Below are 16,730 nucleotides of genomic sequence, written 5' to 3'. Positions count from 1 at the left end.
AACCAAAGTATGACGACGACCATTGCTCCGAGCGCCGACGTTTCGGACCAGGCGATCCTCGGCGAGGGAACGAAGATCTGGCACCTGGCCCAGGTGCGCGAACAGGCGAACCTCGGCGCAAACTGCATCGTGGGACGCGGCGCCTACGTCGGGACCGGCGTGCAGATCGGCGAGAACACCAAAATCCAGAACTACGCCCTGGTGTACGAGCCGGCCAAGCTCGGCAAGGGTGTCTTCATCGGTCCGGCCGTAGTCCTGACCAACGACACCTACCCGCGGTCGGTCAGCCCCGACGGCTCCCTCAAGAGCGCCCACGACTGGACACCGGTGGGCGTGACCATCGAGGACGGCGCCTCCATCGGAGCCCGCGCCGTGTGCGTCGCCCCGCTGACGGTCGGGCGGTGGGCCACGGTTGCGGCCGGCGCCGTCGTCACCAAGGATGTGCCGGCCTTTGCCCTGATGGCCGGTGTCCCTGCCCGTCGCCTTGGCTGGGTGGGCAAGGCCGGCGAGCCGCTGCGCCAGGAGGGCGACTTCTGGGTCTGCCCTGCCACCGGCGCCAAATACATTGAAGACGGAAATTCCCTGAAAGAGTCTGAGGAGAACGCATGAGCTACGACTTTATCCCCGCGGCGAAGCCGATCATCGGCGACGACGAGCGGGCCGCCGTCGACGCCGTTCTGGCTACCGGAATGCTGGCCCAGGGCCAGCAGGTCGCCGAATTCGAGAAGGAATTCTCCGAGGTACTCCTCGACGGCCGCTCCTCCGTGGCCGTGAACTCCGGCACCTCGGGACTGCATCTCGGGCTCCTGGCCGCCGGCGTCAGGGCGGGCGATGAAGTCATCGTTCCCTCGTTCACGTTCGCCGCCACCGGCAACTCCGTGGCGCTGGCCGGGGCCACCCCCGTGTTTGCCGACATCGAACTGGACCACTACACCCTGGATGTGGACCACGTCGCCTCGCTGATCACGGACAAGACCAAGGGCATCATGCCCGTGCACCTGTACGGCCACCCGTTCAACGTCGAGGGGCTCGGGAAGCTCGCCGCAGAGCGCGGGATCGACCTGTACGAGGACGCCGCCCAGGCCCACGGCGCCAGCTTCAACGGCCAGAAGGTCGGAACGTTCGGCAAGTTCGCCATGTTCAGCCTCTACCCCACGAAGAACATGACGTCCGGCGAGGGCGGCATGGTCTCCACGCCGGACAGCACTGTGGAGCGGAACCTGCGCCTGCTGCGGAACCAGGGCATGGAAAAGCAGTACGAAAACGAGCTCGTGGGCTTCAACGCCCGGATGACCGACCTGCACGCCTCCATCGGCCGGGTCCAGCTCAAGAAGGTCCTCGGCTGGACCGAACAGCGCCAGCAGAACGCGGCCTTCCTGACGGCCAACCTCCAGGGCGTCAACACACCCAAGGTCGCCGAGGGCGCATCCCACGTCTACCACCAGTACACGATCCGTGTGCCGGAGGATCGCGACGGACTGGCCAAGGCGCTCCGCGAGGAATACAACATCGGTACCGGCGTGTACTACCCGGTTCCGAACCACCGGCTGCCCTCGTTCAACCGCACCGAGGACCTGCCGAACACGGAAACCGCTGCCAGGGAAGTCCTTTCCCTGCCGGTGCACCCGTCCCTGAGCCAGAACGACCTGGACCGCATCGTCACCGCCGTCAACAAGCTCGTCCAGGCAGGTGCCTGATGGCTAACCTGCGCGTCGGCCTTATTGGCCTGGGTATGATGGGCCGCCACCACGCGCGCGTGGTGCGGGAGCTCGACGGCGTCGACCTCGTCGCCGTCGCCGACTCCTTCGGCGACCCGCACGGCGTTGCCGGCCAGCTGGATGTCCTGTCGTCCGTGCAAGAGCTCATCGCCGCCGGCATCGACATGGCAGTAGTGGCCGTCCCCACCGGTCTGCACGAAGAAGTCGGACTCGCACTGGCCGACGCCGGCGTCCACACCCTCGTGGAGAAGCCGATCGCCTCCAGCGCGGAGGCCGGACAGCGCCTCGTCGACGCCTTCGAAGCCAAGGGGCTGGTCGGCGCCGTCGGCCACATCGAACGGTTCAACCCGGCACTGCAGTCGCTGCGCAAGCGGATCGAAGCCGGCGAGCTGGGCGACGTCTACCAGATCGCCACCAGGCGCCAGGGCCCCTTCCCGGCCCGGATCGCCGACGTCGGCGTGGTCAAGGACCTCGGCACGCACGACATCGACCTGACCGCATGGTTGGCGCAGAGCCGCTTTGAGTCGATCTTCGCCCGCACCACCACCCGCAGCGGCCGACCGCACGAGGACATGGTGGCCGCGACAGGTCAGCTGGGCAACGGTGTCATCACCAACCACCTGGTCAACTGGCTGTCACCGATGAAGGAACGCCTCACCATCGTCACCGGTGAGAAGGGCGCATTCGTCGCTGACACCATCACGGCAGACCTGACGTTCTTCGAGAACGGCACCGTCGCCACCGAATGGGAGTCCATGGCCGCGTTCCGTGGCGTTTCCGAAGGCAACGTCACCCGGCTCGCCATCGCCAAGCCGGAACCGCTGCGGACCGAACACGAAGCATTCCGCGACGCCGTCCTCGGGCTGCGCAGCGACGTCGTCACCATGCGCGAAGGCCTGGACACGCTCCGCGTGGCCGAAGCCGTGCTGGAGTCCGCTACCAACCGGCAGATCGTGAAGATTGCTGCTTCGTGAGTGAAAACCGACCTGTCAGGGTCACCGTGGCAACCCGGCTCTTCACCCCCGAAGTGGGTGCGGCCTCGTTCAGGCTGAAAGCACTAGTGGACGGCCTGGCGGCCAAGGGCGCCGACGTCAGCGTCGTCACGACCAGGCCGCCCAAGGGATCGCCGGAGTTCAAGCCCCGTTATAAGGTCTCCCGGTGGCCCGTGCTGCGGGACGCCGGGGGCAATGTGCGCGGCTATGTGCAGTACATGAGCTTTGACGTTCCAGCCTTTTTTCGGCTGCTGTTTTCGCGGGCCGACGTGGTGGTCTCGGAGCCGCCGCCCACCACCGGCGTAGTCGTGGCGCTGGCATCGGCCCTGCGGCGCAGGCCTTTTGTCTACTACGCGGCCGATATCTGGACTGAGGCTTTGTCCGCCACGGACGTGCCCGGCGTTGTCATCCGCGTGATGCGGGCTGCCGAGGGCTTTGCGCTGCGCAGGGCGGCCAGGGTCATCGCCATCTCGGATGCCGTGGCCCAAAAGGTCGAGCAGTTCGGCGTCCCGCGGAACCGCGTCACCGTGGTCGGCAACGGGATCGACACCTCGGTGTTCGGGCCCGAGGGGGAGACCGCCGGGTTCGATGGACCGTACTTCGTGTACACCGGAACCATGTCCGAGTGGCAGGGTGCCGACATCTTCATCCGTGCGCTGCCCGCCGTGCTCGCCCAGCACCCCGGCGCCAGCATCCGTTTCTTCGGCCAGGGTGCCGACGAGTCCCACCTCAGGGAGCTTGCAGAGAAAACAGCCCCGGGCCGCGTGACGTTCGGCGGGGTCATTCCCCCCGCCGACGCGGCCCGCTGGATCCGGGGCGCAGCAGCAGCCCTGGTCAGCATCAAACCGGGCCAGGGCTACGACTTTGCCAAGCCCACCAAGATCTATGCCGCCGCCGGCTGCGGGACGCCCGTTGTCTTCGCAGGAACGGGGGAGGGCGCGGCGCTCGTCTCGGGCAACGGACTTGGCGAGGCGGCCGGATACGACGTGGACAGCGTCGCCGCAGCCATGTGCCGTGCGGCGGCCGGTGAAAAATCCGGAGGCAACGCGGACGGCCGGGATGCCAGAGCCGGCTGGGTGCTGCAGCATGCGTCGCTGGCAACGTCAGGGCAGCATGCCGCCGCGGAAGTGCTGGCCACCGTTCCGTCCGGGGCATAGTTTGCGGCGTCGGAGCAACGCCGGGATGGCCGCCCACGCCGCGGGTGAAACCACATTCGGCCGCATGCGGCGGCCGCCCCGGAATGCGGGACGCTTTTTAACTTCGGGTAGTCTAGACCCGGCAGATAGGGCTGCTGAACCCTGCCACCAAAACACACAGGAGAGTTGTGAACGCTGATCTCGTCGTAGTCGGTTCGGGTTTTTTTGGCCTGACAATCGCGGAACGCGCCGCCACGGAGCTGGGGCTAAAGGTCGCCGTCCTGGACCGCCGCCACCACATCGGCGGCAACGCGTACAGCGAAAATGAAGCCAAGACCGGCATCGAGGTCCACCGGTATGGCGCCCACCTCTTCCACACCTCCAACGAGCGCGTCTGGGAGTACGTGAACCGCTTCACCGCGTTCACCAGTTACCAGCACAAGGTCTACACCAGCCACAAGGGCGAGGTGTACTCCATGCCCATCAACCTGGGCACCATCAACCAGTTTTTCCGGTCCTCCATGGGGCCCGGCGAGGCACGCGCCCTCATCCAGGAGCAGGCCGGCGAACTCGCGGGCACCGATCCGCAGAACCTGAACGACAAGGGCATCCAGCTCATCGGCCGGCCCCTCTACGAGGCGTTCATCAAGTACTACACGGGCAAGCAGTGGCAGACCGACCCCAAGGACCTGCCTGCGGAGATCATTTCCCGGCTCCCGGTCCGCTACAACTACGACAACCGCTACTTCAACGACACGTATGAGGGACTGCCGGTTGACGGCTACACGGCGTGGATCGAGCGGATGGCAGACCACCCGAACATCGAGGTCCACCTCAACACGGACTTCTTCGACGGCGGCGAATTCGGCCGGGAGGCCGTGCGCGGCCAGGTGCCGGTCATCTACACCGGCCCCGTGGACCGTTACTTCGACTACGCCGAAGGCGACCTGTCCTGGCGCACCATCGACCTCGAGGAAGAAGTGCTCCCGATCGAGGACTTCCAGGGCTGCTCGGTGATGAACTACCCGGACGAGGACGTCCCGTACACCCGGATCCACGAGTTCCGTCATTTCCACCCCGAGCGGGACTACACGAAGGACGCCACAGTCATCATGCGGGAGTTCTCCCGCTTTGCCGAGAAGGGCGACGAGCCCTACTACCCGGTTAACACCGCCGTGGACCGCGAGAAGCTCCTGGCCTACCGCGACCTGGCCCGCGGCGAGGAGTCCGTGCTGTTCGGCGGCCGGCTGGGAACCTACAAATACCTCGACATGCACATGGCCATCGGATCGGCACTGAGCATGTTCGACAACAAGATCAAGCCGCACTTCAGCGGCGGTGCGAAGCTGGAAAGCGGAGGAGTAGACGCATGAGCGTAGCGACGGAGTTCCGGCAGGGAACCGAACCGGGCACTGACGGGACCGCGTGGAAGACAGTCCACCGCGTTGTATTCCCGGTCGACGGCGATACCGACACCCTCCCGCTGTACGTCGACTTCGACGCCGCACGCCGTGTGGTTGAGTCGGAGGAGGCCAGCAGCAAGCGCGGCGCAGCCTCGCCGATGGTATCCCAGCGCAGTGAGATGCGTTCGGACTTTATCCTTGGCCGCCGCGAACTGTCGCTGCCCGCACACCGCCGGGTTTCCTTCGGCACGTACTTCAACGCGTTCCCGGCCAGCTACTGGCGGGCCCACACCGACGTGCAGCAGGTCCGCCTGAGCATCGAGGTGGACGCCGAGGCGACGGTCATCGTCTACAAGTCCAGCCCCCGCGGCAGCTCCAACCGGGTCCAGAGCCTGCACGTCACCGGCGGCACCACCGCCACCTGCGACCTCTCGCTGACCACGTTCGCCGACGGCGGCTGGTACTGGTTCGACCTCGTCGCCCACGGCCAGGACGTGAAGCTGAAGCAGGCCGACTGGTCCGTTCCCCAGCCCGAGGGGTTCACCCCCGGATCGCTGTCCATTGCGGTGACCACGTTCAACAGGCCGGACTACTGCGTCAAGCATCTGCGGACGTTTGCCGAGTCCGAGGAACTGCTGGCGGTCATGGACCGGCTCATCGTCACGGACCAGGGCAACCAGAAGGTCCGGGACGAGCAGGGCTTCGACGAAGCCGCGGCCGTGCTCGGAGACAAGTTCAAGCTGGTTGAGCAGGGCAACCTCGGCGGATCCGGCGGCTTTGCCCGCGGCATGCACGAGGCCGTCGAGGGCGGCGAGAGCACATACGTCATGCTCCTTGACGACGACGTCGTCGTGGAGACCGAAGGCGTCCTCCGGGCCGTCAACTTCGCCGACTTCACCCGCAGCGCCACCATCGTGGGCGGCCACATGTTCAACCTCTTTGAGCGCTCCGTCATCCACAACTTCGGCGAGGGCATCAACGAGTACCGGTTCCAATACCAGCCGATGGGTGAGGGGCAGAGCGCCCACGACTTCGCCGCCAGCAACCTGCGCACCACCCCGTGGATGCACCGCCGGATCGACGTCGACTACAACGGCTGGTGGATGTGCCTGATCCCGACGTCGATCATCAAGGAAATCGGACTGGCCCTGCCCGTCTTCATCAAGTGGGACGACGTCGAATACGGCATCCGTGCCAAGGCCAACGGCTATACGACCGTGAGCCTGCCCGGAGCGGCGGTCTGGCACATGCCCTGGACCGAGAAAGACGACACCATCGACTGGCAGGCCTACTTCCACCAGCGCAACCGGTGGGTGGCGGCCATGCTGTACTCGCAGTACGAAAAGGGCGGCCGTCTTCCCATCGAGAGCTTCCTCCAGGATGTCCGGCACCTGCTTTCACTCCAGTACTCGGCGGTGGAGCTGAGGAACCGTGCGCTCAAGGACCTGCTCGACGGGCCTTCGCACCTGCACCGGACCATCGGCGGCAAGCTCCCCGAGATCCGCAAGGTCCGCTCGGAATTCCCGGATGCCCAGGTCAGCAAGGACCTCACTGAGTTCCCCGCGGTCAAGCGGCTGCACCTGCCGAAGTTCGGCATGGTTCCCACCCGGCCCAAGAACTTCGCGCAGACCGTGTCCAGCGCGCTGTCCGGGGCGATCCGCCAGCTCCGCCCCGTGGACCCGGCCGCAGCACAGCACCCCGAGGCAGTGGTACCGGCAGCGGATGCGCGCTGGTGGCGCCTGTCGCACCTGGACTCAGCACTGGTGTCGGCTTCGGACGGTACGGGCGCCTCCTGGTACCGCCGGGACAACGTCCGCTTCCGCAAGGAGTTGCTGCGCAGCCTTGCCCTGCACACACGCGTGCTGGCCCGTTGGGACGAGCTCTCCGCGTCCTACAAGAAGGAACTGCCGAACTTCACGTCCCCGGAAGCCTGGCGCCAGACCTTCGCGGCCAACTCCGGCTCCGGCGCTGAACAGCAGAAGCCCGGTCAGTGACAAACGGACGCACCTCTCCGACCCAGCAGGACTCCGGCCGGGCGCTGGTGGCGCCGGGAACCGGGAACGGGCTCGTTGACGTGTTCCGTTCCCGGTTCCTCCTGAAGCTGCTAGTCCGCAAGGAACTCAGAATCAGGTACCGGGGTTCGGTCCTTGGACTGCTGTGGACCTACGTCAAGCCCGGGGTCCAGTTCATCGCCTTCTACATTGCCCTCGGAGTTTTCCTTGGACTGGAGCAGAGCCCGACCAACAGGGGAGGACTGCCCAACTACGCGGTCTACCTGTTTTCCGGGATCATCCTGGTGAACTTCTTCACGGAGTCCCTGAGCACGGCGACCCGGTCGATCGTCAACAACAGCGGGCTGATCAACAAGATCTACCTGCCGAGGGAATTGTTTCCGGTTTCCTCGGTGTGGGTCTCGGCGGTCCATTTCTTTCCGCAGCTGTTTGTCCTCGTGGTGGCCAGCCTGTTCACCGGTTGGCGCCCCGGTCCTCTGGAGGCGGTCACCGCCGTCGCCGGCTTTGTCATGATCGCGCTGCTTGCCACGGGTCTGGGCCTCTTTTTTGGGTCCGTCAACGTGTACTTCCGCGATTCGGAGAACCTGGTTGACCTGATCCTCCTGATCGCCACCTGGGTAGCCCCGGTGCTGTACTCCTGGCGGATGGTGCTGGACAAGGCAGGCGAAGCCTGGTTCGCCGTTTATCAGCTCAACCCGATCACGATTGCCGTGGAGTGTTTCCACCATGCCTTCTGGCTGCCCACCACGGCAGGGGCTGAGGGAAGCCCGCCCAATCTGGTCACGGTATGGGTACCCGTGGGGCTGCTCGTCTCGCTAGCCATCCTTTTCCTCGGCCAGTGGACTTTCCGCCGGCTCGAGGGCCGCTTCGCACAGGAGCTGTGAGTCTTGACCACCGCAATTGAAATCCGCAACATCAACAAGCAGTTTGTCCTGCGACATACCCGGTCACTCAAGGAAGCCCTCGTGTGGCTCCTGCGGGGCCGCAAAGGTGATCTGTCGAAGAAGTTCCATGCCCTCCGGGACCTGTCCATCGACGTCGAACACGGCGAGACGGTGGCACTCCTGGGACTGAACGGCTCCGGAAAGTCAACGCTGCTGAAGCACATCTCCGGCGTCATGCTTCCCGATTCCGGCACAGTCCGCACCGGCGGACGGGTTGCCGGCCTGATCGAAGTCGGTGCCGGGTTCCACCCTGACCTTTCGGGGCGTGACAACGTCTTCCTCAATGGCGCGATCCTCGGGATGACCGAGACGCAGATCAAGGAAAAGTTCGACTCCATCGTCGAATTTGCCGAGATCGGCGAGTTCATCGACACCGAGGTCAAGTTTTATTCGTCGGGAATGTACCTCCGGCTGGCGTTCTCGGTGGCAGTCCACACGGACCCCGATGTTTTCCTGGTCGATGAAATTCTCGCCGTGGGTGACGAACCGTTCCAGAAGAAGTGCCTCGCCAAGATCAAGGAACTCGCGGCGGCCGGCAAGACGCTGGTGGTGGTCAGCCACGACCTGGACCTGGTTGCCCATGTCTGCGAACGCGGAGTACTCCTCGAACACGGGCGGGTCATCATGGACGGCCCGGTGGGCGACGTGATCAGCCGGCTCCGCGGCAACTAGCGTCCTGACCCGAAAGCGTTACCTGCACTGCCGTAAGCTTCAACTGCTGCCGTAGGCTTCACCGCTGCAACGGTCCCAGCCGAACCCGGCCCCACCGTAATCACTCTTGGAGGAAATTTGTCCTGGCTGTCCTCGCTGCCGGCCCTGCTAGCGGCAGTGGCCGTGGTGCTCCTTCCCGGTGCTGCGCTTGCCTGGTCTCTCGGGTTCCGGCGGACCAGCCTGCTGGGACTCGCGCCCGTGCTGTCCCTGTCCATCGCCGGTGTTGGCGCTGTGCTGGCACCGTTCGTCCGTGTGGAGTGGGGGATCGGCGTCGTGCTCGTGACGGCCGTCCTGGCGTCCGCGGCAGCATGGGCGGTGACGCGCCGGCCGTGGCAGCGCCAGGAGGCCACGGATGTGCAGCGTGCAGTGCAGCAGGGCGACGGCTGGCCGACCCTTGCCGCCGGTGCCATCGGCGTTGCCGTCGGTGCGCTGCTCATCGCCCGACGGGTCATCCAGCTGGTGGGCGAGCCGGACAACATCTCCCAGCGTTATGACAACGTCTTTCACCTGAACGCCGTCCGCTTCATCCTGGACACTGGCAACGCCTCCACCCTGAACCTCGGCAGCATGGCCGGCGGCACCGGAGGCCTGTCCTCCGTGTACCCTGCCGTGTGGCATTCCCTGGCCGCCCTCGTCTCGCAGCTGACCGGCGCGTCCGTTCCCGTATCAGTCAACGTCATCAACCTCGTTGCCTCGGCGGTAATCTGGCCTATTTCCGTGGTTTTCCTGACCCGCGTTGTCATCGGCCCGCGTCCGGTCGGCCTGATGGCGGCAGGGGTCATGTCGGCGGGCTTCCTTGCCTTCCCCTACCTGCTGCTGGTGTGGGGCCCGCTGTTCCCCAACCTGCTCTCCGTCAGCGCATTGCCCGCCGGCGTCGCAGCAGTGATTTTCGTCTGCCGGCTGTCCCCGACGCTGCGTGAACCTCCGCTGCGGGCGTGGCTTGTTCTGCTGCTGGCAGTTCCCGGGCTGGCCCTTTCCCACATGAGCGCTGTCAACGCGCTTCTCGCCTTCAGCATTCCGGTGGTCCTGGCCCGGCTCTTCCTCTATGTCAGGGAGATGATCCGTACCAGGGCGTCAGCGCGGAAATTTGCCGTGGTGGCCCTGGCCTCGGTGGCAGGTGCGGTTGCTGTTGTGGTTGCGTGGCAGAAGCTTCGTCCGGCGCCATACAACGGCTGGACCCCGCACCAGACCGTTCCCGGTGCCATCGGCGAAGTGATTGCGAACGGGCCCATGAAAACGGACGCCACACTCCTCATCTCGGTGCTGGCCCTCATTGGCGTGGCCCGGATCATCCGCCGGCGCACACAGCTCTGGCTGCTGGGGTGCTACCTGGTCGCCGGGTTCCTTTACGTGGTGGACGCCGGATTTGCGGCCGGCTGGGCCCGGGCGTTCTTCACGGGCACCTGGTACCAGGACACGTACCGCCTCGCGGCCTACCTTCCCATCTTCGCTGTGGTGCTTGCGGCCCTGGGTGTGCTGGCAACGGCCGACACCGTGAAGGCGGCCGGCGGCGTCCTGGCGCTCAAGGTGCCGCGGGCCGGGATGCGGCTGGGCGGCGTGGCGGGCTTCGCCGGTATTTTGGCGGTCTGCCTCGCTCTTGGCTGGGCTACCCAGACAGGCCCGGTCCGCGGATACGTTGCGTCCAGCCAGTACTTCTTCGAACGGGACACGAAGGACTCGATTGTCTCCTCCGACGAGTACGCCCTTTTGGCCCGCCTCGGTTCGGAAGTTCCGGCGGATGCGGTCATCGCGGTGAATCCCTGGAACGGCGGGGCGCTTGCCTATGCTTTCGCGGACCGGAAGGTACTGGAATTCCACATGGGCCAGCGGGAGACCAAGAGCATGCGGGTCGTGGCGGAATCGCTCGCCAAGGCAGACACCTCACCCGCAGTTTGTGACGCCGTACGGGAAACCAAAGTGTCTTATGCGCTCGACTTTGGCACGCAGTACCTCCTGAACCACCCGGAGAGCAAGACGTATCCCGGGCTGCAGAATCTCGCGTCCTCGGGAGCCGTGCAGCTCGTGGACCAGCAAGGCAACGCCAAACTGTTCAAAGTGGTGGCCTGCGGCTAGCGGCAACAGCACAAGCAAAAGACCTCCGGAACGGGGCGTCCTGTGGGCGCCTGTTCCGGAGGTCTCTGTTGTTAAGCGGTCTGTATGTCAGCTTCCGAAAGCCTGAATCAGGGCTTCCACGGTGCGTTCGGCGGCGTGGCCGTCGCCGTAGGGGGTGGCATCCGTCGCCGCCGGTGCCGGCCGCTGCACCGTGTCGGCCAGGATGCTCAGGTCCTTGCTCACCAGCACGTTCCAGCCGAGTTCCACGGTCTCCACCCATTCGGTTTCAGGGCGGATCGTCGTGCAGGGGGTCCGGAGCAGGAAAGCTTCCTTCTGCAGTCCGCCGGAGTCGGTGATGACGCCGGCGCTGTTGCGGACAGCGTGGACCAGCTGCGGGTAGGCGAGCGGCGACGCAACACGCACCGCTCCGTGCTCCAGCTCAATGCCGTGCTTGGCGGCAAGGTTGACGAGCCGGGGGTGGGCCAGCAGGAATACCGGCTTCTCCAGGCTGGCCAGGGATCCGACGATGGCGGCCAGGCGTTCCGGGGAGTCGGTGTTGTCCGGACGGTGGATGGTGCAGACGTAATATTCGCCCGGTGCCGCGTCGACCGGCAGCGGCTGGTCGCCGCCGTCGAGCATGTCGCGGACCTTGAAGAGAACGTCCGTCATGACGTCGCCCACCAGTACGGTCCTCTCGGCGAGGCCCTCGGTGGCGAGGTGCTTGACGGCCACCTCCGTGGGGGCCAGCAGGAGGTCGGCGCTGTGGTCGGTCAGGACGCGGTTGTGCTCTTCGGGCATACGGCGGTTGAAGGACCGCAGCCCCGCCTCGAGGTGCGCAACGGGGATGTGCATCTTGATGGCGGCGATGGCCGCGGCGAGGGTGGAGTTGGTGTCACCGTACACGAGGACGCAGTCAGGGGCAGACTGTTCCAGGATTTCCTCCAGCCCGTGCAGCATGGCACCGGTCTGGGCTCCGTGCTTGCCTGAACCCACGCCAAGGTTAAAGTCGGGGGCGGGAATGCCGAGATCGCGGAAGAACACATCGCTCATGAGCTCGTCATAGTGCTGGCCCGTGTGGGCGATCAGGTGTTCCGCCTGGCCCTCCATGGCCGCCGCAATCGGCGCAAGTTTCACAAACTGGGGACGTGCGCCAACGACGCTGAGAATTCGCATGGGTTCCAGTTTAGTTGCAGGCCGCGAAGATTTCCGCCCGGGACGGCCTGCGCACCATCAGGACCGGGAAAAGACGCCGGCCCGGGCGCGCAGCCGTTCCGTCAGGTAATGCCGCAGCACCGAGTCCCGGGACAGGAACGCCGCGGGGCTCGCCGGGACAAGGTCGCCCAGGCGGCCCGCCGCCCGGTGGCGTTCGACGGCGGTGCGCAGCGACTGGACATCGGCCGCCGCGGCGGCCGCCTGCGTCAGTTCCGCGTCCCGGCGGCTCAGTTCCGGCAGAGAGCCGCCGGCAAAGGCGTACAGCTGCGAGGAGATATCGGACCAGTAGGCGCGTTCCGCCTCGTTCCACAGGGCATCGTCCGGGACGCCGGACGCGCCGGCACGGCGGAGCAGCGCGCCTATGCCGTGGACGCGCAGGACCTTCAGTGCCACGGCGCGCCGCTCGGCGACCTGGGCCTGCTGCAGCCACTCGGACCCGAGCAGCCGTTCCAGCCACCTGAATTCGTCCGCCAGGTTGCTGAGCGAGCTGGTGACGCGGCCGGCACCGGAATCGTCGGTCTGGTGATAGGCGGGTGAACCATAGGGGTAGCAGACGGGGCCGGAGCGGAACCAGAGCTTTAGGGTGGCCTCGATGTCCTCGCCGGTCCGCAGCCCCTCCGCGTACCTGAAACCGATGTCTGTGAGCACTGACCGGCGGAGCAGCCCGTACGGCACGCTCCGGTAGGCCAGTCCGTCCTTGAGGGCATCCAGGACGGCGGGCTTCGAGGGCCGGATGCGGGGGGCCGGCAGGATGGTTCCCTCCGGCGTGCGCAGCGGTGCGATGACTGCCGAAGCACTGTCCGGCTGGGCGGCCTTCCACCAGGCGGCCAGCGACCCGGGTTCCAGATGGTCATCCGAGTCAAGGAAGCTCAGAAACGTTGCCGTGCTTTCGTCCAGCGCCCGGTTCCGGGGTCCGGCGGGGGACCGGACGCCGTCGTCGCACGTCAGCCAGGTGACGCCGTCCAACGCAGTGCTGGCCGCAGACTCAGAACCGGCCTGGGAATCCTTGCTGACCTCCCCGGCGGCGGCACCCAGGTTGTGCAGTACCACTGTCACCCGGAGTTCAACGCCCAGCCGGGACAGCTCGGCGCGCTGTTCCAGGGCGGAGCCGACGGCGCGTTTGAAGGGTCGTTGTACATCATGGACGGGAATGACCACTTCGATGCTTTGGCTCATGGGGGTGTGCGTGCTCCTCGGCAAGGTTTCATTGGACCCGCGATAACCTTACTGGGTGGACAACGAAACACAGGACTCCGTGCTGCTCGACGTGGTAATTGCCGTGCACACCCCGGACCGGCCGGTAGGGCGGGCCGTGGCGTCCCTGCTGGAGGGCGGCCTGGCAGCGGCGGACGGCGCGCCGCGGCGCCTGCGGATCAACGTGGTCTGCCACAACACGGACGTGGAGCCGATCCGGGAGCGTGTGGCCCCCGAGCACCGGGGGCTGGTCCGCTTCCTGCACTACGTGGACGGCATCAAAAGCCCGGCGGGCCCCTTCAACCACGGTATCGCCGAAGCCACCGGCACCTGGGTGGCCATCATGGGCAGCGATGATTCCGTCGAACCCGGGGCCCTGGCGCAGTGGGTGGAGGCTGCGGAACGGGACGGATCCGACGTCCTGATCGCCCCCATGGCGCATGCCGGGGGCGGCACGATCCGCACCCCCGTGCTCCGGCGCACCCGGCGCGGCCACCTGGACCCGGTGGCGGACCGCCTCACCTACCGCACCGCGCCGCTGGGACTTCTGCGACTCTCGCTTGTCCGGCAACTCGGCCTCACGTTTCCGCCGCGCTACGCCACGGGGGAGGACCAGTCCTTTTCCGCGAAGCTGTGGTTTTCCGGAGCGAAGATCAGCTACGGCCGGGGCCTGCCCCGCTACCTGGTGCACGCCGACGCCGCTGTCCGGGTGACCCACACGCCGCGGCCGGTCACGGAGGACCTGGCCTTCGCCACCGACCTCGTGCTGTCCGAATGGTTTGCGGGGCTTCCGCCGCGGGCCAGGGAAGCGATCGTCACGAAGATCATCCGCGTACATGTCTTCGGGCATGTCCTGCTGCGCGCCGAAGCCGGAACCTGGGACAGGGAAGACGCCCGGGAGATGGCCCAGGAGCTGCGCAAGCTGCTGTTCGGGGCGCCGAATGCTGCCCGTCCGCTCTCGCTGGCGGACAGAAAACTGCTCGACGCCGTCGCGCGCGAGGAATCAGACGTGGAAGTCATGAAGTCGCTGGCACTGGCCCGTCGCCGCTTTGTCAGCCCGCAGACGTGGGTGCCCCGCGACCTCACCCGGGTGCTGCACCCGGAAGCCCCCTTCCGGTTCATGAGCGCCTCGGCCGTCGTCTAGGCCCCACCCGCACATTTCCCAGACACGTCGAAGGAACACATGAAGATCCTGGTAGTTGCCACGTGGTACCCCCATGACGAAAACCCCACCGAGGCGCCCTTCAACGCCGAACATGTGGAAGCCATCCGTGGCCGGGGACACGACGTGCGGGTGGTCCATGTGAGGCTCGGAAGCGCGCTCGGCATGCCAGAGAAAGCGTCCGGCCTGTGGGAGGGAACGCCCGTGCGGCGCATTGCTGCCGATCCCAAACGCCCCGTCACCCTCGTGCAGGCGGCACTGACGCTGGCGCGGGAAATGGCCTGGGCGGACGCCGTCCACACCATGGCGTTCTCCTCCATCCTCGTCACGATGCTGCCATGGGCCGCCCGGACCCTTGCCGGCCAGGGACGGGCGTGGGTGCACACGGAACACTGGAACGGCGTGGTTAACCCGGCGAGTGTTTCCCCGCTGTGGCAAAAGCTGGCCGGAGTCCGGGCGGTTCTGCGGCTGCCGCATGTGGTCACCGGCGTGACCGGGCAGCTGGCCACGGAGATGCAGCGGTTTGCGCGGCCGGGCGCCGCGATGGTGGTGCCGTGCGTGGTCAAGGGGCGGGACGCCGTCGTTCCTGCATCATTCGGAAATCCGCTCCGGCTGGCCGCCGTCGGAGGACTGGTTGCCAGGAAGCGGCCGCTGGAGGCGGTTGAAACCATCGCCTGGCTCAGGGATCACGGCACGGAAGCCCATCTGACCTGGGTGGGGGATGGGCCGCTGCGGCCCGCGGTGGAGTCCCGTGTTGCGGAGCTCGGACTGGGAGGCTACGTGACGCTGGCTGGCTCGGTCCGGCCCGCCGAGGTGGCCCGGCACCTGTCGGCCGCCGATCTCTTCTTCCTTCCCACGGCCCAGGAGAATTTCTTTACGTCCGCGGCGGAGGCCCTTGCTGCCGGCCGCGCCGTGGTTGCCACCCGGGTGGGTGGCTTCAGCGACTACGCGGACGCGTCCAACAGCAGGCTGGTGGAGGACGTGACGCCGGAATCGCTGGGACGTGCGGTACTGGACGCCAGGGATGCGTTCAAGGGCGTTCCCGCCGAGGACATCGCGCGGCCCATCCGGGAGAGGTTCTCACCGGAGGCCGTCGGCGAGCTGTTCGACCGTGCCTATACGGCGGCGTTGGCACGTGCCTGACAACCGACCAACTGCAACGAGCCAGGCGAAGGGAAATTCTTGAGGTCCGAACCCAGGGTTCTTCAGTTCAACGACTGTGCCTTCGTGGCCCGCAACATGGTGCGGGCCGCGGCGCGGGCCGGCATCGAGTGGTCGTACCTGCCGCCGGAGCAGGTCCGGCCCATGACCGCTGCTCCGAGGAACCCCCTCCTTGCCCGGGCGCGGTTCGTTCCCTTCGTCGCGCGCCGGGCGCTCCGGCTCCGTGCCGCTGACGTCGTGCATGTTCACTACGGAACCAGCGCACGGCTGCTTCGGGAGCGCGGCATGCCGCGCCGGCCGTACGCGCTCACCCTGCACGGGACCGATATCCGGAAGCAGTGGGCGGATCCGCAGTTCCACGGTGAGATCCAGGAGGCGATCGACGGGGCGGCCCATGTCTTTTTCGCAAATAACGACACCGCAGAGAATGCCCGCCTGGCCCGGCCCGACGCCGAGTTCCTCCCCGCACTCGTGGATGCCGCAGCGCTGCCCGCGTGGCACCCCGGCGGCCGGCCCTCCATCCTCTTCGTCTCACGCTGGGATGACGACAAGGGTGTGGAGCGGCAGCTGGAGCTGGCTCGAAAGCTCAGCGCCGCCGTAGGGAACCGGGCAGACATCCTCGGCCTGAACTGGGGGCCCGGCGCCGAAGCTGCGCGCCAGAACGGGGTGACCCTGCTGGAACGGATGCCGCAGGATGACTTCCACCGGATCATGGCGCAGGCACACATGACCATTGGCCAGGCCACCAACAACTTCGCCACCAGCGAGTTCGAGGCCCTCTGCATGGGTGCGCCGCTCGCCGCCCTGGGATCCCGGCTTCCGCGGCCCGACGACGGCACCACGCCGCCGGTGATGGAGGGAACCGATGAGGACGTGGTGGAGCAGGTCGTGGCGGCTCTGGATGACCCCGTTGCGGCCACCAACCGGCTGGGCGGACGCGAGTGGGCGCTGCCCCGCTATGACGCGGCGGCCTTCATACCGCGCCTGACGGCGCTGTATGCGGGAATCGCGGCCGGCCGGGGGTAAGCACCGG

At 66.6% G+C, this 16,730-nt stretch carries 14 protein-coding genes; 12 read left to right on the top strand and 2 right to left on the bottom strand.

Features of this window, described 5'->3' with window-relative positions:
* Positions 1-9: 9 nt before the first annotated feature.
* The 9 genes from ABRP34_RS06120 to ABRP34_RS06080 all read left to right on the top strand — a co-directional run bounded on the left by ABRP34_RS06120 (position 10) and on the right by ABRP34_RS06080 (position 10,989).
* Complete coding sequence (locus ABRP34_RS06120; RefSeq protein WP_003804954.1) at positions 10-609, top strand: acyltransferase; 600 nt, start codon at positions 10-12, stop codon at positions 607-609.
* Positions 606-1,697, top strand: coding sequence for a DegT/DnrJ/EryC1/StrS family aminotransferase (locus ABRP34_RS06115; RefSeq protein WP_353712590.1), 1,092 nt, complete (start codon positions 606-608; stop codon positions 1,695-1,697). Before ABRP34_RS06120 ends, ABRP34_RS06115 begins: the two co-directional genes overlap by 4 nt.
* On the top strand, positions 1,697-2,692 hold the full coding sequence (locus ABRP34_RS06110; protein ID WP_003804949.1) for a Gfo/Idh/MocA family oxidoreductase: 996 nt from the start codon (positions 1,697-1,699) through the stop codon (positions 2,690-2,692). Before ABRP34_RS06115 ends, ABRP34_RS06110 begins: the two co-directional genes overlap by 1 nt.
* Positions 2,689-3,867, top strand: a complete 1,179-nt coding sequence (locus ABRP34_RS06105) for a glycosyltransferase family 4 protein (RefSeq protein WP_353712589.1) — start codon at positions 2,689-2,691, stop codon at positions 3,865-3,867. The genes ABRP34_RS06110 and ABRP34_RS06105 overlap by 4 nt, the downstream gene beginning before the upstream one ends.
* A 167-nt stretch (positions 3,868-4,034) precedes the next feature.
* A complete protein-coding gene (gene glf / locus ABRP34_RS06100) occupies positions 4,035-5,219 on the top strand; it encodes a UDP-galactopyranose mutase (protein ID WP_003804944.1) in 1,185 nt (394 codons plus the stop codon).
* A complete protein-coding gene (locus tag ABRP34_RS06095) occupies positions 5,216-7,243 on the top strand; it encodes a glycosyltransferase (RefSeq protein WP_003804941.1) in 2,028 nt (675 codons plus the stop codon). The genes glf and ABRP34_RS06095 overlap by 4 nt, the downstream gene beginning before the upstream one ends.
* Positions 7,240-8,145, top strand: a complete 906-nt coding sequence (locus ABRP34_RS06090) for an ABC transporter permease (protein WP_003804940.1) — start codon at positions 7,240-7,242, stop codon at positions 8,143-8,145. The genes ABRP34_RS06095 and ABRP34_RS06090 overlap by 4 nt, the downstream gene beginning before the upstream one ends.
* A gap of 3 nt (positions 8,146-8,148) precedes the next feature.
* Positions 8,149-8,877 carry an ABC transporter ATP-binding protein gene (locus ABRP34_RS06085; RefSeq protein ID WP_003804939.1) on the top strand — a complete coding sequence of 243 codons (729 nt, stop codon included), beginning with the start codon at positions 8,149-8,151 and terminating at the stop codon, positions 8,875-8,877.
* Positions 8,878-8,994: 117 nt separating this feature from the next.
* Positions 8,995-10,989: a DUF6541 family protein gene (locus ABRP34_RS06080; RefSeq protein ID WP_353712588.1), complete on the top strand. Its 1,995-nt coding sequence runs from the start codon at positions 8,995-8,997 to the stop codon at positions 10,987-10,989.
* Between the two features lie 87 nt (positions 10,990-11,076).
* Here ABRP34_RS06080 and wecB read toward each other — a convergent pair whose 3' ends face one another.
* Together wecB and ABRP34_RS06070 are read right to left on the bottom strand one after the other, a co-directional pair.
* Entirely contained in the window at positions 11,077-12,141 is a 1,065-nt protein-coding gene (gene wecB, locus ABRP34_RS06075; protein WP_353712587.1) for a UDP-N-acetylglucosamine 2-epimerase (non-hydrolyzing), read from the bottom strand.
* 57 nt (positions 12,142-12,198) lie between these two features.
* A complete protein-coding gene (locus tag ABRP34_RS06070; protein ID WP_353712586.1) occupies positions 12,199-13,356 on the bottom strand; it encodes a glycosyltransferase family A protein in 1,158 nt (385 codons plus the stop codon).
* 55 nt (positions 13,357-13,411) lie between these two features.
* Here ABRP34_RS06070 and ABRP34_RS06065 point away from each other — a divergent pair, with 55 nt between their 5' ends.
* From ABRP34_RS06065 to ABRP34_RS06055, 3 genes are read left to right on the top strand one after another with little or no spacing between them, the layout of a single operon-like run.
* The gene (locus tag ABRP34_RS06065; protein ID WP_353712585.1) at positions 13,412-14,518 is read left to right on the top strand and encodes a glycosyltransferase; all 1,107 of its coding nucleotides are present in this window, start codon (positions 13,412-13,414) and stop codon (positions 14,516-14,518) included.
* A gap of 39 nt (positions 14,519-14,557) precedes the next feature.
* Entirely contained in the window at positions 14,558-15,679 is a 1,122-nt protein-coding gene (locus ABRP34_RS06060; RefSeq protein ID WP_353712584.1) for a glycosyltransferase, read from the top strand.
* A 39-nt stretch (positions 15,680-15,718) separates the two neighbouring features.
* Positions 15,719-16,723, top strand: coding sequence for a hypothetical protein (locus ABRP34_RS06055; protein ID WP_353712583.1), 1,005 nt, complete (start codon positions 15,719-15,721; stop codon positions 16,721-16,723).
* Positions 16,724-16,730: the final 7 nt, after the last annotated feature.

It is taken from the genome of Arthrobacter sp. K5 (assembly GCF_040448525.1).
Taxonomy (GTDB): domain Bacteria; phylum Actinomycetota; class Actinomycetes; order Actinomycetales; family Micrococcaceae; genus Arthrobacter; species Arthrobacter globiformis.
The sequence above is the reverse complement of the archived record's forward strand: the minus strand, read 5'-3'. Positions and strand labels throughout refer to the sequence as shown.

Bases quoted from the DNA above. Each gene is read 5' to 3' on its own strand.
- ABRP34_RS06120 (WP_003804954.1), top strand. From the start codon at position 10: ATGACGACGACCATTGCTCCGAGCGCCGACGTTTCGGACCAGGCGATC.
- ABRP34_RS06115 (WP_353712590.1), top strand. From the start codon at position 606: ATGAGCTACGACTTTATCCCCGCGGCGAAGCCGATCATCGGCGACGAC.
- ABRP34_RS06110 (WP_003804949.1), top strand. From the start codon at position 1,697: ATGGCTAACCTGCGCGTCGGCCTTATTGGCCTGGGTATGATGGGCCGC.
- ABRP34_RS06095 (WP_003804941.1), top strand. From the start codon at position 5,216: ATGAGCGTAGCGACGGAGTTCCGGCAGGGAACCGAACCGGGCACTGAC.
- wecB (WP_353712587.1), bottom strand. From the start codon at position 12,141: ATGCGAATTCTCAGCGTCGTTGGCGCACGTCCCCAGTTTGTGAAACTT.
- ABRP34_RS06070 (WP_353712586.1), bottom strand. From the start codon at position 13,356: ATGAGCCAAAGCATCGAAGTGGTCATTCCCGTCCATGATGTACAACGA.
- ABRP34_RS06060 (WP_353712584.1), top strand. From the start codon at position 14,558: ATGAAGATCCTGGTAGTTGCCACGTGGTACCCCCATGACGAAAACCCC.